At 64.3% G+C, this 24,508-nt stretch carries 21 protein-coding genes, 1 tRNA gene and 1 pseudogene; 15 read left to right on the top strand and 8 right to left on the bottom strand.

All coding sequences use genetic code 11. The features are described 5' to 3' along the window. Positions 1-141: 141 nt before the first annotated feature. Together IVB54_RS15225 and IVB54_RS15220 are read left to right on the top strand one after the other, a co-directional pair. Positions 142-387 (top strand): zinc-finger domain-containing protein, encoded by a 246-nt coding sequence (locus IVB54_RS15225; RefSeq protein WP_007602543.1) that lies wholly within the window; start codon positions 142-144, stop codon positions 385-387. 19 nt (positions 388-406) lie between these two features. After that, the gene (locus IVB54_RS15220) at positions 407-1,609 is read left to right on the top strand and encodes an FAD-dependent monooxygenase (RefSeq protein ID WP_247299779.1); all 1,203 of its coding nucleotides are present in this window, start codon (positions 407-409) and stop codon (positions 1,607-1,609) included. A gap of 25 nt (positions 1,610-1,634) precedes the next feature. Here IVB54_RS15220 and IVB54_RS15215 read toward each other — a convergent pair whose 3' ends face one another. Next, entirely contained in the window at positions 1,635-2,051 is a 417-nt protein-coding gene (locus tag IVB54_RS15215; protein ID WP_018455323.1) for a hypothetical protein, read from the bottom strand. Positions 2,052-2,223: 172 nt separating this feature from the next. Here IVB54_RS15215 and IVB54_RS15210 point away from each other — a divergent pair. Further along, positions 2,224-2,312, top strand: a tRNA-Leu gene (locus IVB54_RS15210). A gap of 160 nt (positions 2,313-2,472) precedes the next feature. Beyond that, positions 2,473-3,723, top strand: a complete 1,251-nt coding sequence (locus tag IVB54_RS15205) for a multidrug effflux MFS transporter (RefSeq protein WP_247777321.1) — start codon at positions 2,473-2,475, stop codon at positions 3,721-3,723. Positions 3,724-3,927: 204 nt separating this feature from the next. On the opposite strand, the pseudogene IVB54_RS15200 reads toward IVB54_RS15205, so the two are convergent. Together IVB54_RS15200 and IVB54_RS15195 are read right to left on the bottom strand one after the other, a co-directional pair. Further along, positions 3,928-5,522, bottom strand: a pseudogene (locus IVB54_RS15200) (glycosyltransferase family 39 protein). A gap of 240 nt (positions 5,523-5,762) precedes the next feature. After that, positions 5,763-7,370 carry an ABC transporter substrate-binding protein gene (locus tag IVB54_RS15195; RefSeq protein WP_247777320.1) on the bottom strand — a complete coding sequence of 536 codons (1,608 nt, stop codon included), beginning with the start codon at positions 7,368-7,370 and terminating at the stop codon, positions 5,763-5,765. A 280-nt stretch (positions 7,371-7,650) separates the two neighbouring features. Between IVB54_RS15195 and IVB54_RS15190 the strand changes: the two genes are divergently transcribed. The 8 genes from IVB54_RS15190 to IVB54_RS15155 all read left to right on the top strand — a co-directional run bounded on the left by IVB54_RS15190 (position 7,651) and on the right by IVB54_RS15155 (position 17,822). Next, positions 7,651-8,781 (top strand): M20/M25/M40 family metallo-hydrolase, encoded by a 1,131-nt coding sequence (locus IVB54_RS15190; protein ID WP_247777319.1) that lies wholly within the window; start codon positions 7,651-7,653, stop codon positions 8,779-8,781. 168 nt (positions 8,782-8,949) lie between these two features. Beyond that, positions 8,950-9,891, top strand: coding sequence for an ABC transporter permease (locus IVB54_RS15185; protein ID WP_007602533.1), 942 nt, complete (start codon positions 8,950-8,952; stop codon positions 9,889-9,891). 20 nt (positions 9,892-9,911) lie between these two features. Then, entirely contained in the window at positions 9,912-10,799 is an 888-nt protein-coding gene (locus IVB54_RS15180; protein WP_018455317.1) for an ABC transporter permease, read from the top strand. Between the two features lie 14 nt (positions 10,800-10,813). Next, the gene (locus IVB54_RS15175; RefSeq protein WP_026232921.1) at positions 10,814-12,463 is read left to right on the top strand and encodes an ABC transporter ATP-binding protein; all 1,650 of its coding nucleotides are present in this window, start codon (positions 10,814-10,816) and stop codon (positions 12,461-12,463) included. Between the two features lie 212 nt (positions 12,464-12,675). Next, positions 12,676-14,181 carry a M81 family metallopeptidase gene (locus tag IVB54_RS15170; protein WP_247335594.1) on the top strand — a complete coding sequence of 502 codons (1,506 nt, stop codon included), beginning with the start codon at positions 12,676-12,678 and terminating at the stop codon, positions 14,179-14,181. 13 nt (positions 14,182-14,194) lie between these two features. Next, complete coding sequence (locus IVB54_RS15165) at positions 14,195-15,367, top strand: M20 aminoacylase family protein (RefSeq protein ID WP_085351102.1); 1,173 nt, start codon at positions 14,195-14,197, stop codon at positions 15,365-15,367. Then, positions 15,360-16,781 (top strand): amidase, encoded by a 1,422-nt coding sequence (locus tag IVB54_RS15160; RefSeq protein WP_018455313.1) that lies wholly within the window; start codon positions 15,360-15,362, stop codon positions 16,779-16,781. The genes IVB54_RS15165 and IVB54_RS15160 overlap by 8 nt, the downstream gene beginning before the upstream one ends. Positions 16,782-16,931: 150 nt before the next feature. Continuing rightward, positions 16,932-17,822 (top strand): crotonase/enoyl-CoA hydratase family protein, encoded by an 891-nt coding sequence (locus IVB54_RS15155; RefSeq protein ID WP_018455312.1) that lies wholly within the window; start codon positions 16,932-16,934, stop codon positions 17,820-17,822. A gap of 12 nt (positions 17,823-17,834) precedes the next feature. On the opposite strand, the gene IVB54_RS15150 is transcribed toward IVB54_RS15155, so the two are convergent. Together IVB54_RS15150 and IVB54_RS15145 are read right to left on the bottom strand one after the other, a co-directional pair. Beyond that, a complete protein-coding gene (locus tag IVB54_RS15150; protein WP_018455311.1) occupies positions 17,835-18,812 on the bottom strand; it encodes an NADPH:quinone oxidoreductase family protein in 978 nt (325 codons plus the stop codon). Further along, positions 18,812-19,420, bottom strand: coding sequence for a 2-hydroxychromene-2-carboxylate isomerase (locus IVB54_RS15145; protein WP_018455310.1), 609 nt, complete (start codon positions 19,418-19,420; stop codon positions 18,812-18,814). The genes IVB54_RS15150 and IVB54_RS15145 overlap by 1 nt, the downstream gene beginning before the upstream one ends. 110 nt (positions 19,421-19,530) lie before the next feature. Here IVB54_RS15145 and IVB54_RS15140 point away from each other — a divergent pair, with 110 nt between their 5' ends. Beyond that, a complete protein-coding gene (locus tag IVB54_RS15140) occupies positions 19,531-20,553 on the top strand; it encodes a methionine synthase (protein ID WP_018455309.1) in 1,023 nt (340 codons plus the stop codon). Positions 20,554-20,557: 4 nt separating this feature from the next. Next, on the top strand, positions 20,558-20,785 hold the full coding sequence (locus IVB54_RS15135) for a hypothetical protein (RefSeq protein ID WP_018455308.1): 228 nt from the start codon (positions 20,558-20,560) through the stop codon (positions 20,783-20,785). Here IVB54_RS15135 and IVB54_RS15130 read toward each other — a convergent pair. The 3 genes from IVB54_RS15130 to IVB54_RS15120 all read right to left on the bottom strand — a co-directional run bounded on the left by IVB54_RS15130 (position 20,782) and on the right by IVB54_RS15120 (position 22,810). Continuing rightward, positions 20,782-21,399, bottom strand: a complete 618-nt coding sequence (locus IVB54_RS15130; RefSeq protein WP_026232920.1) for a hypothetical protein — start codon at positions 21,397-21,399, stop codon at positions 20,782-20,784. The genes IVB54_RS15135 and IVB54_RS15130 overlap by 4 nt on opposite strands. A 109-nt stretch (positions 21,400-21,508) precedes the next feature. Further along, positions 21,509-22,036: a xanthine phosphoribosyltransferase gene (gpt, locus tag IVB54_RS15125; protein WP_026232919.1), complete on the bottom strand. Its 528-nt coding sequence runs from the start codon at positions 22,034-22,036 to the stop codon at positions 21,509-21,511. Positions 22,037-22,072: 36 nt separating this feature from the next. Next, entirely contained in the window at positions 22,073-22,810 is a 738-nt protein-coding gene (locus IVB54_RS15120) for a molybdopterin-binding protein (RefSeq protein ID WP_018455305.1), read from the bottom strand. A 277-nt stretch (positions 22,811-23,087) separates the two neighbouring features. On the opposite strand from IVB54_RS15120, the gene IVB54_RS15115 reads away from it, so the two are divergent. Next, the gene (locus IVB54_RS15115; protein WP_018455304.1) at positions 23,088-24,506 is read left to right on the top strand and encodes a circularly permuted type 2 ATP-grasp protein; all 1,419 of its coding nucleotides are present in this window, start codon (positions 23,088-23,090) and stop codon (positions 24,504-24,506) included. Positions 24,507-24,508: the final 2 nt, after the last annotated feature.

Below are 24,508 nucleotides of genomic sequence, written 5' to 3'. Positions count from 1 at the left end.
AATGAGCATGGGGCATTGCGGAGCTTTCGGTTCCGCTGGACTAGCAATCATCTCCACCCACCAGTATGGTCCGCGGCGCCTTAATAATGCCGCGGCAGTCGTGATTGTGTCTGCCGCCATTGCCACTCCAGGATGAGTACGATGTCCGACCATGTCGTCCCGCACTTCCACAACGATGCCGGTGTCCCCGTCATCGAGATCGGCTCGCAAGAGTTCATGTGCGTGGGCGCCAACCCTCCGTTCGATCATCCGCACGTCTTCCTCGACCTCGGCAACGACAACGAGATCATCTGCCCGTACTGCTCGACTCTGTACCGTTTCGCCGCCGACCTGAAGGCGGGCGAAGCCCGTCCGCCGGAATGCGTCCTGAAGGACAAGGTGGCCTGACCGCTTCGATCGGCCAGGGGTGGCGCTCCCCCGAACGATTGTCATCGCCGGTGCCGGCATCGGTGGACTGACGGCTGCGCTTGCGCTCGCGGCCCGCGGCTTCCGCATCATCGTGCTGGAAAAGGCCGAGCGGCTCGAGGAAGTCGGCGCCGGTCTGCAACTCTCCCCGAACGCCAGCCGCGTGCTGGTCGAGCTCGGCCTCACCGAGCGCCTCAAGTTGCGCGCCGTGATCCCGGAGGCAGTCTCGATCATGAGCGCGCGGGCCGGCGGTGAGCTTTTGCGCATGCCGCTGGGAGAAGCCGCCGCCGAGCGCGCCGGCGCCCCCTATTGGGTGGTGCACCGCGCCGACCTGCAATCCGCCCTCGCCGGCGCAGTTTCCGACCATCCCGATATCGACCTGAAACTCGGCGCGACCTTCGAAGACGTCGCGCCTCACGTGAAGGGGCTGACGGTGGTTCATCGCAGCGGCACGATCCGGCGCAGCGATCTCGCCAGTGCGCTGATCGGCGCCGACGGTATCTGGTCGACGGTGCGCCAGCATCTATTCCCCGAGGTGCAGCCGCGCTTCTCCGGGCTGATTGCCTGGCGCGGTACGCTCGATGCCACGCAACTGCCGAAGGACTACACAGCGCGCCGGGTCCAGCTCTGGATGGGCCCGAATGCCCATCTCGTCGCCTACCCGATCGCGGGCGGACGCCAGATCAACGTGGTCGCGGTGCTGCCGGGCACCTGGAACAGGCCGGGCTGGAGCACGCCCGGCGATCCCCGCGAAGTGCTGGACGCCTTCGCCGCGCCGCGCTGGCCGCCGCCGGCGCGCATGATGCTCGCCACAGTCGACAGCTGGCGGAAATGGGCGCTGTTCGGCGTCCCCGACGACTGCCCCTGGAGCAAAGGCCCGGTCGCGCTGCTCGGCGACGCCGTGCATGCGATGCTGCCGTTTGCGGCCCAGGGCGCCGGCATGGCGATCGAGGACGCCGCAGTGCTCGCGCAGCATTTGAGCCCTGAGATCGCCGAGACCACCGCGGGCATCACGGCAGCGCTGAGACAATACGGCCGGACGCGCCAGGCGCGCGTGCGGCGGGTGCAGCGGACCGCGCGGCAGCAGGGCCGCATCTATCATTTCAGTGGGCCGCTCGCGTTCGCGCGCGATCTTGCGGTCCGCGCCCTCGGCCCGGAACGCATGCTGGCACGGCAGGACTGGATCTACGGCTGGCGGCCCTGACGCGAGGCGCTGATGTCAGGACGTTTCAGCGCACGGCTCTTGTCGATTTCGGGCCAGGATTGGCTGCGGGCGCCGCGGCGGCCGGCGTCGCCTCGGGGGGCGTTTCCCGGCACTTGTTGCGGCGCCAAGCGTCATCGGCCATCTGCGCCTGCCCGCGTACTGCGATGTAGTCGTTGCGATAGGCAAGCTCCGACACCACGGCGCCGCCCGCGCCGGTCTGTGCCTTGTCCATCAGCCTCTGCAAATCGCCGGTGCGGTTGGCGATCGACTTGCGCTCGCCTTCGAGCTGCTTGCAATCGTACAATTCGTACTTGGCGGGATCGGCAAAGGCCGGAGCGACCGTCTCGCTCATGCCGGCGCAGCCGGACAGCGCGAAGTCGGCCGCGAGCAGCGCGGCGACCACGCAGCACGGGCGCAGGCGATATTGGATCAAAGCTGACATGCCGGATGAATAGTCCCCGTCGATTGAGAATGCCTAAAGCAACAACAGATGTCCGGATTGAGGCTTTGCCTTGTGCCGCCGGCTCGCCTAAGGAAGAACCACCCCTCCGGCCTGCAAATGCCAATTCCAGACCGCCGGCAAGGGACTTAAGTGGCTGATGTCGTTGGATCAAGCGGGCATGGCGGAATTGGTAGACGCAAGGGACTTAAAATCCCTCGGCGCGCAAGCGCTGTGCCGGTTCGACCCCGGCTGCCCGCACCACGAAAGCTGCGCGGAGGATCCCGCCGCGCGCGGCGGCCGCGAGCGCTGATACCTCATCAATTCCTGTCTGCTCCTGCACCGCCTGCCAGCCATCCCGAAACGTTGCTTGTGCAACGCAGCATTGAAGATAGATAAGGGCCTCAAATCAGAGGTGAGCTTCTTGTCCGACGTCAATGCCGACGACTGGGTGTCCTCGGGACACCGTCCCATGGGTTTCCCCGAATTCGTCATCGTGATCGCGTCGATCATGGCGCTGAATCCGCTTGCGATGGACATGATGCTCCCGGCACTGCCCAATATCGGGTCGGCCTTCAATATCCCCGTCGCCAACCATCTTCAGCTGGTGCTGTCGACCTTCCTGATCGGCTTTGGCGCGGGGCAGTTCGTCATGGGCCCGCTGTCGGATCGCTTTGGCCGCCGCCCGGTGCTGCTCGGCGGGATGGCGGTCTATGCGGTGGCAAGCGTGCTGGCGATTGCGGCGCCGTCGTTCGAGACGCTGCTGCTGGCACGCGCACTGCAGGGTTTCAGTACCTCGGCGACGCGCGTGATCGCCACCTCAATCGTGCGCGACTGTTACGTCGGCCGCCGCATGGCGAGCGTGATGTCGCTTGCGATGATGATCTTCATCGCCGTCCCCGTGATCGCCCCTTCGTTCGGACAGGCGGTGCTGCTGGTGACGCAATGGCGCGGCATCTTCGTCGTGCTGATGCTCTACGGGCTGCTCGCGCTTGCATGGTCCGTGCTGCGGCTTCCGGAGACCCTGCCTGAGAGCGAACGCAGGTCGCTTGCGCCGGCCGACGTGCTCACGGCCTACTGGCAGACCGTGACCCATCGCCAAACCCTCGGCTATGCGCTCGCCGCCGGTAGCGTCATGGGCGCGCTGTTCGCCTACGTATTTTTGGCTCAGCAAGTTTTTGTCGGCATCTATCACCTCGGCCATTATTTTCCGCTCGCCTTCGCCGGGATCGCGGCCGGCACCGCCATTGCCGGCTTTCTCAATGCGCGATTCGTTGGGACCCTCGGCATGCGCGTGATCTCGCACGGCGCGCTGACGCTCTACACCGCGGTGGCGGGAGTGATGCTGCTGACGGAAAGCCTCGCCGCGTTGCCGCTTCCCCTGTTCATGGTGCTCTCGGCGCTGATGATGTTCTCGTTCGGCATGATGGTCGCCAACTTCACTGCACTCGCCATGGAGCCGCAGGGCCACATCGCCGGCACGGCGTCCTCGCTCTACGGCTCGATCACCACGCTGATCGGCATCGCCGTCGGCATGGCCATCGGACAAAGCTTCGACGGCACGTTGCTGCCGTTCTCGGTCGGCTTCTTCGTGTCGTCCCTCGCCGCGCTCGCGATCGTGCTGGTGGTGGAGAGAGGACGGTTGTTCAGGCCGCATCATCGCGCCATCAGCTGAGGAACTCCGTGGCGCTCTCGATGTTGTACTGCAACAATTTGAAAGGGCGCTTCAATGGAACCGAAACACCGTAAAGACCACGACGCCGCGGAACGGGCGGAGACGGAACGCACGCCGTCGAGCGCCGAAAAGACCGCCGTCACCGTGCCATTCGCGAGTGAAGGGCTCGAGCGGGTCCGCGACAGCCACTGCTGAGCAAGACGCCTATTCCGTTGCGCGCCTGCTGGCGCTGAAATCGTCCGCAATGCCTTCGGGTGCCGCGCCGCTTCCACGGGGCGGCACCATCAGCACAAGCACTTCCCGCGTGAGACCGGGCCGGCCCCATAGCTGCGCCTGTATGATAAGTTCCCGCCTCATGAAATGCCCGGCGCGCCCGGCCACCGAGTCCATCCACCGGCTGCAGTCATCCTGATCGCGAAAACAGAGCGCGGCCCAGCCGCGCTCCAGCGTCGTCTTGTGCGGCAAGCCCCCGGGATATTGATCCTCGAACGGCCGCACGTGGTGCGGGTGGTCCGGGCTGTAGAAGGCTGTCGCGAAGGCCAGTGAATCGTCGCCGCTGACGGCGGCGAGCGGCTCGTCCGTCAGTTCGCGCCAGTCGCGTGTCAATCGACTCGCCGCCTGCGCGTAGAAATTGCGCCCCTCCTCGTAACCGTGATCATTGCGATAGACCGCGTGGGTCGGCGCGGCGACGAGGACGGCCGTGAGCGCGACACCGGCCACGACCACGGTGAGGTTGACGGTGTAAAAGCGCTCGATGGAATAATTTGTGCCGCAGACCACGAGAATGGCGAACAGAAACAACCCTTGCAAAGCCCACAGCGACGGCAGATCGGTGCCCATCACGAGCGAGATCAGGACCGGCAGCGCAATCGTGCCGACGGCAACGTAAAAGAGGAGCCGCAGGCCCGGATTCATCGCCGCGAAATCGTCCGGAAACTGCTTCAGCCGCGTGCCGGCGATCAATACCCAGCTGACGGCTGACACACTCATGGCCGCCAACAGGCCCAAAAGGAAGTTCCTGACATCAGCAGCAGAACTCGCCGCAGTGCCGTTGGCATGGTTCAGCGCGTAGGTGAAGGTCGATGCCCCGTGGTCGCGAGCCAATGAAGATGCGGTGACAGCGCCGCAAGCCCGACGACGACCGAAATCCAGGGCGAGGCGGAAGTGAAATAGGCGCGTCGCGCCGGATGCGCCAGCGCGGCAAACGTGAAGCTCGCGACAAGGAAGATCGAATAGTATTTGCCGACCATGGCCAGTGCCGTCGTGCATCCCACGGCAACCGCCCACGACGCCGCTCGGATCTCGAATGCGCGCAGGAAGCACCAGGTCGCCAGCGGCCAGACCGCCAGCAGCACCGCATTGGCGTTGAAGCGCTGGGCATGGAATTGATAGGCCGGCGTCAGCATCAGGAGCAACAGCACCAGGACGCGCTTGTGCCCCGTCACGAATTGCCGCGCGATCCGATCGACGAAGACCAGCGCGAGCCCGGCGTTGGCCATCGCCATCAAGTGCAGCGACCAGTCGGTGAGCGGAAAAACGGCGCTCCAGCTCGCGGCAACCCAGCCGGTCAATGGCGGATGCTTGGGATAGCCCCACGCGAAATGCCGCCCCAGCGTCCAGGCCTCCAGCGTATCGGGGTGCAGACCGCCGCCGGCATAGGCGACTGCCAGATAGAGCGTCCAGATCCCGACGAAGCAGGCGACGAGAAGCGGCACGGCCCAGCCCGTCTCGACGCCATCGAGCCAACGCCGGAATGGCCGGCGCCATCGTGCCGGCGCGCGATCGGACCGTTCGGCCATCGCCTGGAATGCAAAATCGATCGGCACTGGAATCAAATGGAGGAAGGAAGATGATGCGCGAGCAAGACACATCTAGTTCTGGATCGAAACAAATAGCAATGACCGCAGACTGGGAACGTTGAAAGCATCCGCTTTCTCAGCCGGCGTAAGGTCAACAAAGGACCGAGACTGGCAAAAGAGCGGCGCCGCTGATGACAGCGGCGCCGCATGATGATCCGGACGAAAGGAAGGGCCTTTGCCCTACTCCGACTTGTCGACGTTCCAGAACAGCGGGGTCGCGGGACCGTCGAGCACGCCGGTCAGCGATTTGCGCCAGCCGCTCGGCAGGAGATACTGCCCCAGCGGGATGTAGATCACCTGCTCATAGGCTTCCTTCTGGATGTCAGCGGCGATCTTCTTCTGATCGTCGAGCGAGGCGGCGCGAACGAAGTCGTCCTTGAGCTTTTCGATCTTGGCGTTCTCGGCCCAACCGAACCAGCCCTTCTTGCCCTGGCCGCCGATCGAGAGATTGGCGATCGGGTTGGAGACGTCGGCCGCGACCCAGTTGGTGAAGAACATGTTCCAGCCGCCCTCTTTCGGAGGCTTCTGACTGGCGCGGCGGCTCACCACCGTCTGCCAATCGGTCGCTTGCAGGTCGACCTTGAAGCCGGCCTCGCGCAGCAACTGAGCCGCAACGATCGGCTGCGCCTTCAGCGTCGTGACATCGCCGGGGGCCATGATCACGATCGGGGTGCCGTCATAGCCGGATTCGGCGAGCGCCTTCTTGGCTTCGGCCATGCCGTTGCCCTTCACCAGGGTCTCGGCACCGGCCTCCGTCGCGAACGGCGTATCGCACACGAAGAAGGCGCCACAGACCTTCTGATATTTGGCGTTGCCGACGAGCGCGTCGAGAACGTCCTTCTGGTTTATCGCCAGAAAGGCAGCACGGCGCACTTTGACATTATCGAACGGCGGATAAAGGAAGTTCATCCGGCCGAGCGTCTGGAAACCGAACTTGTTCGAGACCTCGATCGTGATGTCCTTGTTCGCTTCCAGTAACGGGAGCATGTCGTAAGGCAGATTTTCCACGAAGTCGATGTCGCCCGACTGCAACGCGTTCACCGCGGTCTGCGAGTCCGGCATGGTGATCCACTCGACGCGGTCGACCTTCACCACCTTGCCGCCGGAGGTCCAGCTCGACGGCTCCTTGCGCGGCACGTAATCGGTGTTCTTGACGTAGACCGCCTTCACGCCCGGCTGGAATTCCGACTGCACGAACTTGAAAGGACCCGAACCGATCTGCTCGGGGATTTGCTTGTCCGGCGGCGTCTCGGCCAGGCGCTTCGGCATCATGAAGGCAACGCGGGAGGACGGCTTGCCGATCGAGTCGAGCACGAGGCCGTAGGGCTCCTTCAGCTTCAGCGTGATGGTCTTGGCATCGGTCGCCTCGATGCTGGCGGTGAAGTCGAGCAGTTTCTGGCCCATGCCATCGACTGCGGCCCAGCGCTTGAGCGAGGCGACGCAGTCCTCCGCCGTCACCGGCGCACCGTCATGCCACTTCAGGCCGTCGCGCAGCGTGAAGGTGTAGGTGAGCTTGTCGTCGGAGATCTTCCAGTCCGCCATCTGCGGCTGGATCTTGAAGTTCGAATCGGGCGCCACGAGCGTGTCGTAGATCATGTAGCCATGGTCGCGCGTGATGTAGGCCGTGGTGAAGATCGGATCGATGATGCGCAGATCCGAATGCATTACCGCCGTGATGGTCTTGCCGGCCGCAAGCACCGGCGAGGCCAGTGCGGTCGAAAGCGCGACGAGCGACAGCGCAAGTTTGGAGGCGAACGCGCGAGGCCCCCGGCGCATCAACTTAAACATAAAAAGTTCTCCTGACGTGAAACTGTTCAAAGGCAGGTTATTGATTGAGCATCCGGTTCGTTCTTTAGGCGAACTAACCTCATGCAATGCCTTTATCTTTTCGAGACTTGCAGACGGTGCCGAGCGCGTCAATCCGGTTTCGCTGCAAGCCCAAGCGGCGCGCACACGGGCTCCACAAGGATCGGTTTGGCTCTACAACACTCTCCGCCTGTCCTGCCCCGCGCCGATGCAATGCGCGTTCCATGTTCCAAAGCCCAAGAGACATTGGAGAGACATTGAGATGAATCCAGCCAATCTTCCCTTCGATTCCGAAGCGATGCTCCAGGGTCTGCGCGGCTGGGTGGAATGCGAAAGCCCGACCTGGGACGCGAGCGCCGTGAACCGCATGCTCGATATCGCAGCGCGGGAGATGGCGATCATGGGTGCGACGATCGAGCGCATCGCCGGTCGCCAGGGCTTTGGCGGCGTGATCCGCGCCCGCTTTCCGCATCCGAAGCAGGGCGAACCGGGCATCCTGATCGCCGGACACATGGATACGGTCCACCCCACAGGCACCATCGAGAAGCTGAAATGGCGCCGCGAGGGTAACAAGTGCTATGGCCCCGGCATCTACGACATGAAGGGCGGCAATTATCTTTCGCTGGAAGCCATCCGACAACTGGCCCGCGCCTCGTTCACGACGCCACTGCCGATCACCGTGCTGTTCACGCCCGACGAGGAAGTCGGCACACCCTCCACGCGCGATATCATCGAGGCGGAAGCCGCGCGCAACAAATACGTGCTGGTGCCGGAGCCCGGCCGCGCCGGCAACGGCGTCACCACCGGACGTTACGCCATCGCGCGCTTCAATCTCGAGGCGACCGGCCGACCCAGCCACGCCGGCGCGACCTTGTCGGCAGGCCGCTCGGCGATTCGCGAGATGGCGCGGCAAATCCTCACCATCGATGCGATGACGGGCGAAGACTGCACGTTTTCAGTCGGCGTCGTGCACGGGGGTCAATGGGTCAATTGCGTTGCCACGACCGCCACCGGCGAAGCGCTTTCGATGGCCAAGCGCCAGGCTGACCTCGATCGCGGCGTCGAGAGGATGCTGGCGCTCTCCGGTACAACCAATGATGTCACCTTCAAGGTGACGCGCGGCGTGACACGTCCGGTTTGGGAGCCCGATGCCGGCACCATGGCGCTGTATGAAAGGGCGCGCGGGATCGCCAAGTCGCTTGGCGCAGAACTGCCGCATGCGAGCGCCGGCGGCGGCTCCGACGGCAATTTCACGGGCGCAATGGGCATCCCGACTCTCGACGGCCTGGGCGTGCGTGGCGGCAACGGCCACACGCTCGAGGAGTATATCGAGGTTGAAAGTCTGGTCGAACGCGGCCGGCTGATGGCGGGGCTGCTCGCGACTCTGGAGTAACGGCGCGAGCCACATCGCCAAAACCGGGCCAGATCACCGAAACAAATTGACCGCACTGCAAAAACGGTGGCCCGGATGGCATGGGAATTGCTGAAATGTTAGGCTGGTGGCAGAACCCCAGGCTCCAGCCGCTGTCTCTGATTTGACTCTCATCTGACGGGATCCAACTTGCTCGGATATCTCCTTCGCCGAATTCTCGCCGCCGTGCCTGTGATGGGCGTGGTGGCGCTGTTCGTCTTCCTCCTGCTCCGCCTCACCCCGGGCGATCCCGCCGCGATTCTGGCCGGCGACAACGCCACGCCGGAGCGGCTCGAGCGCATCCGCACCTCGCTCGGCCTCAACGAGCCGCTGATCGTGCAGTTCATCACCTGGCTGAACAAGCTGCTGCATGGCGATCTCGGAACGTCACTCATCTCCAACCTTCCGGTGATGAAGATGATCGGCCAGCGGGTCGAGCCGTCGATCTCGATCGCGCTGTCGACCATCATCCTCGCCGTCATCGTCGCTGTTCCCCTGGGCGTGATCGCGGCCTGGAAGCACGGCACCTGGATCGACCGCTTCGTGATGGGCCTGTCCGTGCTCGGCTTCTCGGTGCCGGTGTTCGTGGTCGGCTACATCCTGATCGAGGTCTTCGCGATCGACCTGCGCTGGGTGCCGGTGCAGGGCTTCCGCAGCATCTCGAACGGGTTTGGGCCGTTCTTCGAGCGCATCATCCTGCCGACCTGTGCGCTGTCCTTCATCTATATCGCTTTGATCGCGCGCATGACGCGCGCGGCGATGCTCGACGTGCTCGGCGAGGACTACGTCCGCACCGCGCGGGCAAAAGGCATCAACGAGGTCGCCGTGATGATGCGGCACGCGCTGCGCAACGCGGCCGTGCCCGTGATCACGGTGATCGGTACCGGCTTTGCGCTTTTGATCTCCGGGGTCGTCGTCACCGAGAGCGTGTTCAACATCCCCGGCATCGGCCGCCTCACGGTGGATGCGGTGCTGGCGCGCGACTATCCGGTGATCCAGGCGATGATCTTGCTGACGTCGCTGATCTATGTCGTCGTCAATCTCCTGATCGACGTCGCCTACACGCTGCTCGATCCCCGGATCCGGTACTAGGGCTAAGGATAACAACAAAAATGTCGGTCGATACCCTTCCCCAGTCCTCCATCCCGATCACATCGCCGCTGCGACCGCGCCTCGGATTCCTGACCTCGACGCCGATCATCGCGGCGGCGACCATCTGCCTGGCGTTGGTTGTGCTGATCTCGATCCTGGCGCCGTTGATCGCGCCGTATGATCCGATCCAGCTTGCGCCCTCGCAGCGGCTGAAGCCCTCTTCGGCGCAATTCCTGCTCGGCACCGACGCCTATGGCCGCGACCTGCTGTCGCGCGTGATGTATGGCGGACGCATTTCGCTTCTGATCGGCATCGGCTCGGCGATCATGTCGATCGTCATTGGGTTGGCGATCGGCCTCGTCTCCGGCTTCTTCAAGCTGGTCGATTCCGTCATGATGCGGATCATGGACGGCCTGATGGCAATGCCGAGCATCCTGCTGGCAATCGCCGTGGTGTCGCTGTCCGGCGCCAGCCTCTGGACGGTGCTGATCGCGATCACGATCCCCGAAGTTCCGCGCGTGGCACGCCTGGTGCGTTCGGTCGTGCTGTCGGCGCGCGAAGAGCCCTATGTTGAAGCGGCGATCTCGGTCGGCACATCCCTGCCAAAGATCATGTGGCGGCATTTGATGCCGAACACGATCGCACCTCTGATCGTGCAGGGCAGTTACGTCTGCGCGTCCGCGATCCTTACTGAGGCCATCCTCTCCTTCCTCGGCGCCGGCATCTCGCCGGAGACGCCGACCTGGGGCAACATCATGGCCGAGGGCCGTCAGTACTTCCAGCTCAAGCCGACGCTGATCTTCTGGCCGGGCCTGCTGCTCTCGATCGCCATCCTCAGCATCAATTTGATCGGCGACGCCGCCCGCGATGCACTCGATCCGCGCATGAAGCAGCGGGAAGGCAAATGATGACCGATCAAGTGATGACCAGCCCCATCCTCGACATCAACAACCTCGTCGTGTCCGTCGGCAAGAAGCCGAATGCTGCAAACATCCTCGACGGCATCTCGATCCAGGTGCACGAGCGCGAGACGCTGTGCCTTGTCGGCGAAAGCGGCTCAGGCAAGTCGGTGACCTCCCTGACCACCATGGGTCTGCTGCCGAAGGGCACGCTCGTTCCCACCGGCGGCAGCGTCAAGCTGGTCGGCGAGGAGATTCTCACCGCGACCGACCGCCGCCTGCGGCAGCTCCGCGCGACCCGAATGGCGATGATCTTCCAGGAGCCGATGACGGCACTCAATCCGGTGATGCCGGTCGGCCGTCAGATCGACGAAGTCCTGCGCGCGCACACCAAACTCGACGCGAAGGCGCGCAAGAAGCGTATCCTCGACATGATGGAGCAGGTGCGCCTGCCCCAGGTTGAGCGTATCTTTGCCTCCTACCCTCACCGACTCTCCGGCGGTCAGCGCCAGCGCATCATGATCGCGATGGCGCTCGTGCTCGAACCGAAGCTGCTCATTGCGGACGAACCGACCACCGCGCTCGACGTCACCACGCAGAAGCAGATCTTGACCCTGATCCGCGACCTCCAGCGCGATCACGGAACCGCCGTGCTGTTCATCACCCACGACATGGGCGTGGTCGCCGAGATCGCCGACCGCGTCGCCGTGATGCGGCAGGGCCGACTGGTCGAGACCGGAACGCTGGATTCCATCCTGCGCAATCCGACCATGGAGTACACCCGCAACCTGCTTTCCGCAGTACCGAGCCTGGTGCCGCGCGCGGCACGGCTTGAGACCAAGGAACCGGTGGTGCTGGAAGCCAACGAGCTTGGGAAGGTCTACCGCGAGCGCGCGTTCTTCGGTAAAGGCCGCGAGGTCGTCGCTGCCGACAAGGTCACGCTGACGCTACGCAAGGGTCGCACGCTCGGCATCGTCGGCGAGAGCGGTTCGGGCAAATCGACCGTGGCGCGCTGCATCGTCCGCCTGATCGACCCGACTTCGGGCGGCGTGCGCCTCTCCGGCCGCGAGATCTCGGACATTTCGCGGCGGCTGTTGCAGCCGCATCGGAAGAAGATCCAGATCGTATTCCAGGACCCTTACCGCTCGCTCAACCCGCGCGTCACCGTCGGCGAAAGCATCGCGGAAGGCCCGATCAATTATGGTGTGTCGCATGCCGACGCAATGAAGCGTGCCCGCGAATTGCTCGAGCTGGTCGGTCTGCCCGCCGATGCGGTCGCGCGCTATCCGCACCAGTTCTCCGGCGGCCAGCGTCAGCGCATTGCGATCGCCCGCGCGCTCGCGCTCGATCCCGATGTGCTGGTCGCGGACGAGGCCGTCTCCGCCCTCGACGTCTCCGTGCAGGCGCAGGTGCTGGAACTGTTCGACGAGATCCAGAAGCGGCTCGGCATCGCCATCCTGTTCATCACTCACGATCTACGCGTCGCAGCACAGATCTGCGACGAGGTCATGGTGATGCAACACGGCCGCGTCGTCGAGCAGGGGCCGGCCGCCGAAGTGCTGACGCATCCGAAGGAGGCGTACACCAGAGCCTTGCTCGAGGCAGCGCCAGGCCGCGGCTGGGATTTTGCGAACTTCCGGCCGGTGGCCGAGGGCGCGGCGGCCAGCGCCTAGTCTCTCGCCTCGTCATTGCGAGCGCAGCGAAGCAATCCAGACTGTCCCTGCGGAAGGATTCTGGATTGCTTCGCTTCGCTCGCAATGACGGCGGTTGCGACAAGCATTCCCAAAACGGCTTGACGCCATGCGCGGCGCGATTGCTTCCCGGCTTGCTCTCGCCGCAAGCACAGGGCTAACGTCGCGCACATTCAATTGCTGGACTTGAGTTGATGACACGTATCGCCGTCGGCGGCTTCCTGCACGAGACCAACACCTTCGCTCCGACGAAGGCGACCTTCGCAGACTTCCAGCACGGCGGCGGCTGGCCGGCGATGACGCAAGGTCCCGACGTGTTGAAGGTGATGCGCCGCATCAATGTCGGCCTCGCCGGTTTCGTCGACAGCGCCGAGGCCCATGGCTGGGAACTCGTTCCGACGATTGCCTGCGGCGCGAGCCCTTCGGCGCATGTCACCAAGGACGCCTTCGAGCGCATCGTGAAGGTCATGGTCGATGGCATTGCCGCCGCCGGCCCGATCGACGCCGTCTATCTCGATCTGCACGGCGCGATGGTCACGGAACATCTCGACGACGGCGAAGGCGAGATTCTCGCGCGCGTGCGCCGCGTCATCGGCAAGGACATTCCGCTGGTCACCAGCCTCGATCTCCACGCCAACGTCACCCCCGAAATGATTGAGCATGCGGACGCGCTGATCGCCTACCGCACCTATCCCCATGTCGACATGGCCGAGACCGGCCGCGCCTGCGCGCAACATCTCGCATTGCTTCTGAAGACACAGCGGCGTTTCGCAAAGGCCTTCCGGCAATTGCCGTTTCTGATTCCGATCAGCTGGCAGTGCACCAACGACCAGCCGACCAAACGCATCTACGAAAAGCTTGCCGCGCTGGAGATCGACGCGGTTCCGACGCTGTCCTTTGCGCCCGGCTTCCCCGCCGCCGATTTCCGCGATTGCGGGCCGAGCGTGTTCGCCTATGGCAAGACGCAAGCCGATGCCGACCGCGCGGCGGATGCGATCGTGAAGCTGATCGAAAGCCACGAGGACGATTTCGACGGCAAGATCTGGTCACCTGATGACGGCGTACGCCACGCGATGGAACTCTCGAAGGGCGCCAGCAAGCCGATCATCATCGCCGACACCCAGGACAATCCCGGCGCCGGCGGCGATTCCGACACCACCGGCATGCTACGCGCGCTGGTCCGCAACAAGGCCAGCGCCGCGACCGGCGCGATCTACGATCCGGAATCGGCCAAGGCCGCGCATGCAGCCGGCGCCGGTGCCACCGTGACGCTGTCGCTCGGCGGCAAGTCCGGCATTCCCGGCGACGAGCCCTATCGTGCGACCTTCGTCGTCGAAAAACTTTCGGACGGCCGCTTCATCGCGCCCGGTCCCTACTACGGCGGCCGCGAGATGGAGATGGGCCCGTCGGCCTGCCTTCGCATCGGCGATGTCCGGGTCGTCGTATCCTCGCATAAGGCGCAGCTCGCCGACCAGGCAATGTACCGCTATGTCGGCATCGAGCCGACCGAAGAGAAGATTTTGGTCAACAAGAGCTCGGTGCACTTCCGCGCCGATTTCGAGCCGATCGCAGAAAAGCTGATGATCTGCGCCGCCCCCGGCGCGATGCCCGCGGACACAGCCACGCTGCCATGGACGCGCCTGCGGCCGGGCATCCGCATCAAGCCGAACGGCCCGATTTTCACTCCCTCCTCACGCTAACTGGACAGAACACATGCCCACGATCGACCGCATCGACGGCTATGCCGACGAACTCACTGCTATCAGGCGCGACCTTCACGCCCATCCGGAAATCGGCTTCGAGGAAGTGCGCACCTCCGGAATCGTCGCGGACAAGCTGAAGAGCTGGGGCATCGAGGTGCATCGCGGTCTCGGCGGCACCGGCGTGATCGGAGTCATCAAGGGCAAGGGTTCGAGCGGCAAGCGTATCGGGCTTCGCGCCGACATGGACGCGCTGCCGATGGAGGAGAACACCAATCTGAAATGGAGCTCGAAAATCCCCGGCCGCTTCCACGGCTGTGGCCATGACGGCCACACCACCATGCTGCTCGGCACCGCGCGCTACCTCGCCGAAACCAGGAACTTCGACGGCACCGTGCACCTGATCTTCCAGCCGGCCGAGGAAGGTCTCGGCGGCGCCCGCGCGATGATCAAGGACGGGCTGTTCGAGAAATTTCCCTGCGACGAACTCTACGGCCTGCACAACGCGCCCGACCTCAACCACGGCGAGATCGCGATCCTGCCCGGCCCCGCGATGGCCAGCGCCGACTTCTTCGACCTCCGCATCACTGGCTACGGCGCGCACGGTGCGATGCCCGAACGCTCCAAGGACGCGGTGATCATCGCGACCACGCTGGCGCAGGCGATCCAGACCATCGTCAGCCGCAACGTCGAGCCGCTGCAGGCCGCCGTCGTCTCGATCACGCAGATTCACGCCGGTTCGGCGTACAACGTCATCCCCGGCGAAGCGCATCTTTGCGGCACCATCCGCACTTTCTCGAAAGAAGTCCGCATCCTGATCAGCGAACGCATTCGCACGATCTGCGCCGGCATTGCGAGCGCCTATCAGTGCGTGATCGACGTCGACATCCGCGACACCTTCGATGTGCTGGTCAACCAGGTCGAGCAGTCCAAGGTGGTCGAGGAGGTCGCGCGCACCATCGTCGACCCCGCCAACGTGATCACCCGCGCCCAGCCGAAGATGGGCAGCGAGGATTTCGCCGACATGCTTCAAACCATTCCCGGCGCCTATTTCTGGGTCGGCCACGACGGCTCGGTGCCCGTGCACAATCCCGGCTTCGTGCTCGACGACAAGATCCTGCCGATCGGTGCCAGCATGTTCGCCCGGATCATCGAGACCCGGATGCCGGTGGGTGCCCATGCATAAAAAGGGTGTCGAAGAGGAAGTCACCTCGCTGCACGATCTCTCTGCGGTCGATCTGATCGCGGGCTATCGCGCCAAGCAGTTCTCGCCGAGCGAGGTGCTGGAAGACGTGCTCGCGCACGTCGCCGCGTGGGAGCCGCACCTCAAGGCGCTTTATGCATTCGATCCCGACGGCGCGCGCGAGACCGCGAAGGCCTCGACCGCGCGCTGGTCCGGGGGCGAGCCGTCCGGAGCGCTCGACGGCGTGCCGGTGACGGTGAAGGACAACATCGCGACCAAAGGCGTGCCGGTGCCGCTGGGCGCGGCCAGCGTCAAGCTCGTGCCGGCCGAGAAGGACGCACCGCCCGCCGCGCGCCTGCGCGAAGCCGGCGCGATCATCTTTGCCAAGACCACCATGCCCGATTACGGCATGCTGTCCTCGGGGCTGTCCTCCTTCCACGCGCTCGCGCGCAATCCCTGGGACCTCTCCAAGAACCCCGGCGGCTCCAGCGCCGGCGCGGGCGCCGCGGCCGCGGCTGGCTATGGTCCGCTGCATCTCGGCACCGATATTGGCGGCTCGGTCCGCCTGCCCGCGGGCTGGTGCGGCCTCGTCGGATTGAAGCCGAGCTTTGGCCGCGTGCCGATCGATCCCACCTATGTCGGCCGCGTCGCCGGCCCCATGACCCGCACCGTTGACGATTGCGCGCTGATGATGAGCGTGATCGCAAAACCCGACCGGCGCGACGGCATGAGCCTTCCAGCGGAGCCCCTCAACTGGAAGGGGCCGGAGAAATCCCCGCGCAAACTGCGCATCGGATTGATGCTCGATCCCGGCGTTGGCCTGGCGCTGGAGAAACCGGTGCGCGAGGTCGCGGTAAAGGCGGCGAAAGCGTTCGAATCCGCAGGCGCCGTCGTCACCGAGGTCGACGGCATCCTCACGCGCGAGATGCTCGACGGGCTCGACAGCTTCTGGCGCGCACGGATGTGGGACGATCTGTCCAAGCTGACGCCCGCCGAACAGGCAAAGGTGCTGCCCTACATTTTCAAGTGGGGCGAGTCCGGCGCGAAGCTCTCGGGCGTCGACGTCATCAGGGGCTTCAACCAGACCATGGCAATCCGCGCTGCGGCATCAAAGCTGTTCTGCGAGCTCGACTATGTGATCTCGCCGACCGCGCCGAACGTGAATTATCCGGCGGAGTGGGCCTCGCCGACCAACGATCCCATGAAGCCGTTCGAACACATTGCCTATACCGTGCCATGGAATATGTCGGAGAATCCGGCGATCTCCATCAACGGCGGCTTCGACGCCAAGGGTTTTCCCATCGGCGTGCAGATCGTCGGCCGCCGCTTCGACGATATCGGCGTGCTTGGCATGGCCAAGGCTTTCGAGAGCCTGCGCGGGCCGCAGAAGCCCTGGCCGAGCCCGCCGGCGAATTAGATACACTCCGTCATGGCCGGGCTTGTTGTTTAGACTGGCCATCCGCGTTCTCTTACTGGCCGCCACATGCCCAGTCCGCGCAAGACGGACGCTGGCGGCTATGCATGACGTCTCTTCGAGACAGAATTCAGGACAGGGAAGGAAACCACCATGGCGTATGAGACGATCAAATACGAGGTCGCCGAGCAGATCCTCACCATCACGCTGAACCGGCCCGACAAGCTCAACGCCTTCAACGCGCAGATGCAAGGAGAGCTGATCGACGCGTTCGACGCCGCCGACAAGGACGACGACGTCCGCGCCATCATCATCACAGGCGCCGGTCGCGGGTTTTGCGCGGGCGCAGATCTTTCGTCGGGCGCGGACACCTTTGATCGCGACGCGCGTCGCGGACCGGTGAAGCGCTTCGCCGACGGCAAGGTCGACTACAGTGATTCTCAGGTGCGCGACGGCGGTGGCCAGGTGACACTGCGCATCTTCAAATGCCTGAAACCGGTGATTGCCGCGGTGAACGGTCCCGCGGTCGGCATCGGTGTTACCATGCAGCTCGCGATGGACATCCGCATCGCCTCCGATGCCGCGCGCTTCGGCTTCGTGTTCTCCCAGCGCGGCATCGTGCCGGAGGCGGCCTCGAGCTGGTTCCTGCCGCGCATCGTCGGCATCTCGCAGGCGCTGGAATGGTGCTATTCGGGCCGCGTCTTCCCGGCGCAGGAAGCCCTCGCAGGACGTCTCGTCAGCAAGGTCGTGGCGCCCGATGATCTGCTGCCGACCGCCCGGGCGCTCGCCAAGGAATTCGCGGCCAAGACCGCGCCGGTATCGGTGGCGCTGATCCGGCAGATGATGTGGCGCATGATGGGCGCTGACGACCCGATGGAAGCCCACAAGGTCGACAGCCGTGGCATCTACGCCCGCGGCCGCTCCGACGACGTGAAGGAAGGCGTGGTGTCGTTCCTGGAAAAGCGCCCCGCGCAGTTCAAGAACAAGGTATCGAGCGATATGCCGGATTATTTCCCGTGGTGGACTGAGCGGGAGTACAAGTGACCTTGTAGGCACTTAGTCCATCAACAACGCCACACGCCCGATCGCCTTGCGGTCGATCAGCAACCGCATCGCCTTCGCAACCTCCTCCAGCGGCAGGCGATGCGAGACGTTAGGGCGCAGCTTGCCCTCTTCCGCCCATGTGAGCAGCGCCCTCAGGCGCACTTCGCCAAGCGCTGGATTTTTCCGCACGGCCTCGCCGGCACGCACGCCGAGCACGCTGGCGCCTTTGATCAGCAAGAGATTGGTTTTCGCCGAGCCGATGCCGCCGGTGAAGCCGATCACCAGCAGCCGTGCGCCCCAGGCGATGCAACGCATCGAGTTTTCGAACACTTCTCCGCCGACGGGATCGAACACGAGGTCGGCACCGCGCCCGTCGGTAATACGTTTGACAACATCACGAAACGGCTCGCGGTCGTAGCGCACGAGATGATCGGCGCCGCGCGCCTTGGCGATCGCGAGCTTTTCGTCGCTGGACGCCGTCGCGATTACGGTGGCACCCAGCATCTTGCCGATCTCGACGGCAGCAAGGCCCACGCCCCCGCCGGCGCCATGCACCAGCAGCACCTCGCCCGGCACCACCCGGCCGCGGTCGATCAGCGCGTGATAGGCGGTGCCGTGCCCGGCGAGATAGGTCGCGGCTTCCGCATAGTCGAACGTGGATGGCTTCGGCGTGAGCTGCGACGGCGTCACCACGGCTTCATCCGTGAAGGCGCCGTGCCGCATCTTGACGATGACCTTGTCGCCGACGGCGACGCCGCTCGCCTCTGCGCCGACCTCGGTCACGTCGCCGGCCGACTCCATCCCGGGCGTGAACGGCAGCTCCGGCTTGAGCTGGTATTCGCCGGCCGCCATCAGCACGTCGGGAAAATTCAGGCCGGCGGCACGGATCGCGACGCGCACTTCGCCCGGCTTCAGCTCGCGCGACGGAAACTCTTCAAGCTGCAATTTTTCGGGCGCGCCGAGCGCGCGGCAAACGACAGCCCGCACCATCAGGCCGCGCTCGCCTTGCCGCGCAGCAGCGCCTCGCGGATCAACGGCAGGCGGTCATTGCCGAAATACATGTCGGTCTTGCCGAGAAAGATCGTCGGCGAGCCAAAGCCGCCGCGGGCGACGACTTCTTCGGTGTTGGCCTTGAGCTGATCCTTGATCCCCTGCCCCGAAATGCCCGCGAAGAATTTCTGCTCATCGACGCCGACCTTCCTGCAGATCTCCGCGAGCACTGAATCCTGCGAGATGTCCTTGTCCTCGCCCCAATAGGTCTCGAACACCGCCGTGGCGAAAGGCACCGATTCCTGCCCGAGCCAGATGCAGCCGCGCATCGCTTTCACGCTGTTCACCGGAAATACCGTCGGCGGCATCTTGATCGCGAGACCGGCCGAGCGCGACCAGTCGGCAAGGTCCTTTTTCATGTAGCGCGCCTTCAGCGGCACCGGCGTCTCACGCTGCGCGTAGACACTTGGGTTGACCGTATTGAAGATGCCGCCCACCAGGATCGGCCGCCAGATGATCTCCGCGCCAACCTCCCTGGCCAGCGGCTGGATGTTGTGGAAGGCGAGATAGGTCCAGGGGCTGGAACAGTCGAAGAAGAATTCGATCATGGCGTTTCCGGTCCGGCGCCGCCGGTTTCAAGGCGACTTTTGTTGTTCTGTACCTCGACGTTAAGACATGGCAGGAAGGGGCGCAATCATAACCCGCCGAGAGGGCCGCCATGCTGTTTCCAACCACGATCGCCGGCTCCTTGCCGAAGCCGGAATGGCTCGCCAAACCCAACATGCTCTGGGCGCCCTGGAAGTCGCAAGGCGACGAGCTCGTCCGCGCCAAGCGCGATGCGACGATGCTTGCCGTTAAAGTCCAGGAGGACGCCGGGATCGACATCGTCACTGAGGGCGAACAGGCCCGGCAACATTTCGTCCACGGGTTCCTGGAGAAGATCGAGGGCATCGATTTCGCCCACAAGGTCGAGATGGGTATCCGCAAGGATCGCTACAAGGCGATGGTGCCGCAGGTCGTCGCCCCGCTCCGGCTGAAGAGCCGCGTCCACGCCGACGAGGCGCGTGTCGCCCGCGCGCACACGATGAAGAAGCTGAAATTCACCCTGCCCGGCCCGATGACCATCATCGACACCATTGCCGATCGCTACTATGGCGACCGCGTCAAGATGGCCTTTGCGTTCGCCGAATTGCTGAACGAGGAAGCCAAGGCGCTCCAGGCCGACGGCGTCGATCTCGTGCAGTTCGACGAGCCCGCGTTCAACGTCTATATGGACGAGGTCAACGATTGGGGCATCAAGGCGCTGGAGCGCGCCGCGCAGGGCCTGACCTGCGCCACCGCCGTGCATATTTGCTACGGCTACGGCATCAAGGCCAACACCGACTGGAAGGAAACGCTCGGCGCGCAATGGCGGCAGTACGAGCAGATATTTCCCGCGATCGACGCCAGCCCAATCCAGCAGGTCGCGATCGAGTGCCGCAACTCGAAGGTGCCGCTCGACCTGCTTGCGCTGCTCAAGACCAAGATCGTGCAGGCCGGCGTGATCGACGTCGCCAGCGACACGGTGGAGACGGCCGAGGATGTCGTGCAGGTGATCGACGCGGTGTCGAAATTCGTGCCCAAGAGCAACATCATCGCCACCACCAATTGCGGCATGGCGCCGATGCGGCGCGAGATCGCCGAAGCCAAGCTGATGGCGCTCGGCGCGGGTGCCGCGCTGGCACGCGAGAAGCTGGGTTAGGGATGTGATCCATCTGGCGTTCACCATTGCAACGCTTGCCGCGTTCGCGCTGTCGGCGCGCGCAGAGGATCGTTCCGTGCTTCTCAATTGCAAGGCAATCGTGGAGCGTGCGTCGAAGGATGCGAATGCCGCGAGCGAAGCCGAGCTGACGCGCTGCCGCCAAGTGATCCGCGAATGGGCACTGCGCGATGCGCGGACCACAGTGGATGAGCACGGCAAGCCACTGCGCTAGCGGCGCGCGGTCCGATGCAGCACAGGTTGATATCCAGCGATGATCGCGCGCAGCGTGGAAGGCGGCGTCAACAGCAACGGGTGATCGAGGGCGCTCGGATGCAGGACGTAGCCCGCGGGTGACCACAGCAGCGCCTTGCCCTGCGCGAGGAGGAAGCAGTCATCGCCCTGTTGCACCATCGCGCCGTCAGGCAATTCCGCGAGCGGCATCGACAGCACATGCAGCCGTTTCTTGCCACGATCGAGCCGCTCCCGATGCAGTACGGCATCCATCGCCTTGGCGCTAATGCCGCGGGCGTCGTTGCCCATCTCCCATGCAACGCGAAATCGCTTCGCATCGTCGCGGCGGCAGAAGAAGCAGGGCCGATGGCCGGCGGCAAAAGCCGTGGCCTCGTCGAGGAAGAACAGCTCGGTCCAGCTCCGCCGCGCCATCACCGGCCGACGCCAGCCGCGGAATTCGCACAGGCAGGTGATCCAGGCCGGCGACGACCAGCGCTTTTTCAGCAGCGTCTTCGTCGCGGGATCATGAATGATGCCGCGGTTGCCGGTGAACATGCCGCGGTGCGGTGTCGCGATGATCTCGCCGGTCGGCGTGACGCGGTTTTGCAGGGGCATGGTCGCCTCCACCGGTCATTGCGAGCGAAGCGAAGCGACGAAGCAATCCAGACTGTTTCCGCGGACACATTTCTGGATTGCTTCGCTGCGCTCGCAATGACGGCGATAATCACGCCGCCCCGTCGCGAAGCGGCGGGTGATAGGACAGCGCGGTGTCCCAGGGGAAGAAGATCCAGGTGTCCTGCGAGACTTCGGTGATGAAGGTATCGACCAGCGGACGTCCCTTCGGCTTGGCGTAGACGGTTGCGAAATGCGCGTCGGGGAGCATCGCGCGCACCAGCTTGCCGGTCTTGCCGGTGTCGACGAGATCGTCGACGATCAGGAGCCCCTTGCCGGTGCCGCCGCCAAGCGTCATCACGTCTTCGGAGATGCCCTTCAGCACTTTGAGATCGCCCTGCTTGTCGTGGTCATAGCTGGCGATGCAGACCGTATCGATCACGCGCACGCCAAGCTCGCGCGCCACGATCGCCGCCGGCACAAGCCCGCCGCGGGTGATCGCGATCACCGCATGAAACGGACCAACTTCATTGAGCCGCCAGGTCAGTGCCCGGCAATCCCGGTGGAACTGGTCCCACGACACCGGAAAGGGGCGGCCCGCCCGTTCTTCCGCACTTAGTTCCGGTGCTTCACCAGCCATCGTCGTCTCCTGCTTCGTCTGCCGGCAGCTAGGTTGCTAGCGGGTGATGTTCAATCCCGCCAGCATTTCCTTCACCGCCGCCATTGCGGCTGCGAGCTTGTCCGCATCGCGCGAGCGCACCACCAGATTGGTGTTCGGCTTCTGCTCTTCATCCATGAAGGGATAGCTGCCGATGATGGTGTCGGGATGTTGGGCGGCAATCGCCCGCAGCGGGCTGCCGATGTCGCCTTCCCGCGCATTGGCGCGGACCGATTCAGAGAGCATGCGCACGCCCGATTTCAGCTTGGGCGAGACGATGTCCATCATCGCCTGCATGATCGAGGGCACGCCCGCCATCACGATGACATTGCCGATCTTGAAGCCGGGAGCGAGGATGGTCGCGCTCTGGATCAGCTCGGCACCATCAGGAATGCGGGCCATGCGCAGGCGGGCCTCGTTGAGGTCCTGCTCGCTCCAGCGCTCGCGGAAACGGGCGACCACCTCCGGGTGATGGTCGATGCCGACGCCGAACGCCTTGGCGACGCTATCAGCGGTGATGTCGTCATGGGTCGGCCCGATGCCACCTGTGGTGAAGACATAGGTGTAGCGATGCCGCAGTGCATCCAACGCGGCAATGATGTCGGACTCGTCGTCGGAGACGACCCGGACCTCCTTCAGGTCGATGCCGATATTGGTCAGGTATTCGGCGATGAAGCCGATGTTCTTGTCCTTGGTCCGGCCGGACAGGATTTCGTCCCCAATGACCAGAATACCCGCCGTGACGATCTCGCTCATACCTCAAGTCCCTCACCTATCGGCCCGACTTTGCCGAGGTAACGCGTTGAAGTCACGCGGTTTTGCTGCCGAAATAAGCAGTCCTCAGCCATTTTTTCAGGCAAGCCGCCGGCCATCCCCGGCAAATGTCCTCCCCCCATGCTTATCGCGCTGGCCCGGCCCTTGCTACCGCATGAAAGTCATGCACTCTTGCCGCATGGCCAGGACGTTGCGGTCTTCACCAGGGCCTCGCGACCTGTCGAATGGCGCAACGCCTTGCGGAGACAAGTCGGGATCTATGGCAGTCGCGTTTGATGAAATGAACATTCCCGGTGGGGACCTTCGGCCCGCCTATCAGGAGCTGGCGCGCTGGCTCAAGGAGACGCCTCCCGAGGCGCTCGAATATCGCCGCCAGGAGGCCGAGCTCCTCTTCCGCCGCATCGGCATTACCTTCGCGGTCTATGGCGACTCCGAGTCCACGGAGCGCCTGATCCCCTTCGACGTGATCCCGCGGATCATGTCCGGCAAGGAATGGGCGCTGCTGGAGAGGGGCCTGAAGCAGCGCGTGCGCGCGCTCAACATGTTCCTGCGCGACATCTATCACGGCCGCGATATCCTCCGTGCCGAGATCGTGCCCGACGACCTCATCTTTCAGAACCCGGTCTTCCGTCCCGAGATGAACGGCCAGCAGGTGCCGCACGACGTCTACGTGCACATCGCCGGCATCGACATCGTCCGGGTTGATGCCGAGGACTTCATCGTGCTGGAGGACAATGCACGCACGCCCTCGGGCGTGTCCTACATGCTGGAAAACCGCGAGATCATGATGCGGCTGTTTCCGGACCTGTTCGCCCGCCACAGGGTGGCGCCGGTCGAACGCTATCCGGACGAGCTGCTATCCGCCCTGCGCTCGGTGGCGCCGCAAAGCGCCTCCGGCGAGCCGACCGTCGCGTTGCTCACGCCGGGCGTCTACAACTCGGCCTATTACGAGCACTCCTTCCTCGCCGACAAGCTCGGTATCGAGCTGGTCGAGGGCCGTGACCTCATCGTCAAGAACAACGAAGTGTTCATGCGGACGACCGAGGGCGTGAAACGGGTCGACGTGATCTACCGCCGCGTCGACGACGACTACCTCGATCCCCTCACCTTCCGCCCCGACTCCGCCCTCGGCGTGCCCGGGCTGATGTCGGCCTATGCAGCCGGCAACATCACGCTCGCCAACGCGGTCGGCACCGGCATCGCCGACGACAAGGCGATCTACTCCTACATGCCGGACATCGTAAAATTCTACCTCGGCGAGGAGCCGATCCTGAAGAACGTGCAGACCTGGCGCTGCCGCGAGCCGAAGGACCTCGCCTATGTGCTGGACCATCTGAGCGAGCTCGTCGTGAAGGAGGTGCATGGCTCCGGCGGCTACGGCATGCTGATCGGCCCTGCCGCGACCAAGGCGACGATCGAAGCCTTCCGCGAGAAGCTCAAGCGCGAGCCCGAGGGCTTCATTGCGCAGCCGACGCTGGCGCTCTCGACCTGCCCGACCTGCACGGCATCCGGCCTTGCGCCCCGCCACGTCGACCTGCGGCCGTTCGTGCTCACCGGCAGCAAGAGCACCACGATCGTGCCCGGCGGGTTGACACGCGTTGCCCTGAAGGAAGGCTCCCTGGTGGTGAATTCGAGCCAGGGCGGCGGCACCAAAGATACCTGGATCCTGGACGAGTAGAG

This window comes from Bradyrhizobium sp. CW1, assembly GCF_023100665.1.
GTDB classification, from domain to species: domain Bacteria; phylum Pseudomonadota; class Alphaproteobacteria; order Rhizobiales; family Xanthobacteraceae; genus Bradyrhizobium; species Bradyrhizobium canariense_D.
This window is presented reverse-complemented; position numbering and strand designations above follow the sequence as displayed.

Bases quoted from the DNA above. Each gene is read 5' to 3' on its own strand.
- IVB54_RS15130 (WP_026232920.1), bottom strand. From the start codon at position 21,399: ATGCCCCTGCAAAACCGCGTCACGCCGACCGGCGAGATCATCGCGACA.
- IVB54_RS15225 (WP_007602543.1), top strand. From the start codon at position 142: ATGTCCGACCATGTCGTCCCGCACTTCCACAACGATGCCGGTGTCCCC.
- IVB54_RS15160 (WP_018455313.1), top strand. From the start codon at position 15,360: ATGCATAAAAAGGGTGTCGAAGAGGAAGTCACCTCGCTGCACGATCTC.
- IVB54_RS15120 (WP_018455305.1), bottom strand. From the start codon at position 22,810: ATGAGCGAGATCGTCACGGCGGGTATTCTGGTCATTGGGGACGAAATC.
- IVB54_RS15190 (WP_247777319.1), top strand. From the start codon at position 7,651: ATGAATCCAGCCAATCTTCCCTTCGATTCCGAAGCGATGCTCCAGGGT.
- IVB54_RS15175 (WP_026232921.1), top strand. From the start codon at position 10,814: ATGACCAGCCCCATCCTCGACATCAACAACCTCGTCGTGTCCGTCGGC.
- gpt (WP_026232919.1), bottom strand. From the start codon at position 22,036: ATGGCTGGTGAAGCACCGGAACTAAGTGCGGAAGAACGGGCGGGCCGC.
- IVB54_RS15150 (WP_018455311.1), bottom strand. From the start codon at position 18,812: ATGGTGCGGGCTGTCGTTTGCCGCGCGCTCGGCGCGCCCGAAAAATTG.
- IVB54_RS15215 (WP_018455323.1), bottom strand. From the start codon at position 2,051: ATGTCAGCTTTGATCCAATATCGCCTGCGCCCGTGCTGCGTGGTCGCC.
- IVB54_RS15180 (WP_018455317.1), top strand. From the start codon at position 9,912: ATGTCGGTCGATACCCTTCCCCAGTCCTCCATCCCGATCACATCGCCG.
- IVB54_RS15170 (WP_247335594.1), top strand. From the start codon at position 12,676: ATGACACGTATCGCCGTCGGCGGCTTCCTGCACGAGACCAACACCTTC.
- IVB54_RS15165 (WP_085351102.1), top strand. From the start codon at position 14,195: ATGCCCACGATCGACCGCATCGACGGCTATGCCGACGAACTCACTGCT.
- IVB54_RS15115 (WP_018455304.1), top strand. From the start codon at position 23,088: ATGGCAGTCGCGTTTGATGAAATGAACATTCCCGGTGGGGACCTTCGG.
- IVB54_RS15140 (WP_018455309.1), top strand. From the start codon at position 19,531: ATGCTGTTTCCAACCACGATCGCCGGCTCCTTGCCGAAGCCGGAATGG.
- IVB54_RS15155 (WP_018455312.1), top strand. From the start codon at position 16,932: ATGGCGTATGAGACGATCAAATACGAGGTCGCCGAGCAGATCCTCACC.
- IVB54_RS15145 (WP_018455310.1), bottom strand. From the start codon at position 19,420: ATGATCGAATTCTTCTTCGACTGTTCCAGCCCCTGGACCTATCTCGCC.
- IVB54_RS15195 (WP_247777320.1), bottom strand. From the start codon at position 7,370: ATGTTTAAGTTGATGCGCCGGGGGCCTCGCGCGTTCGCCTCCAAACTT.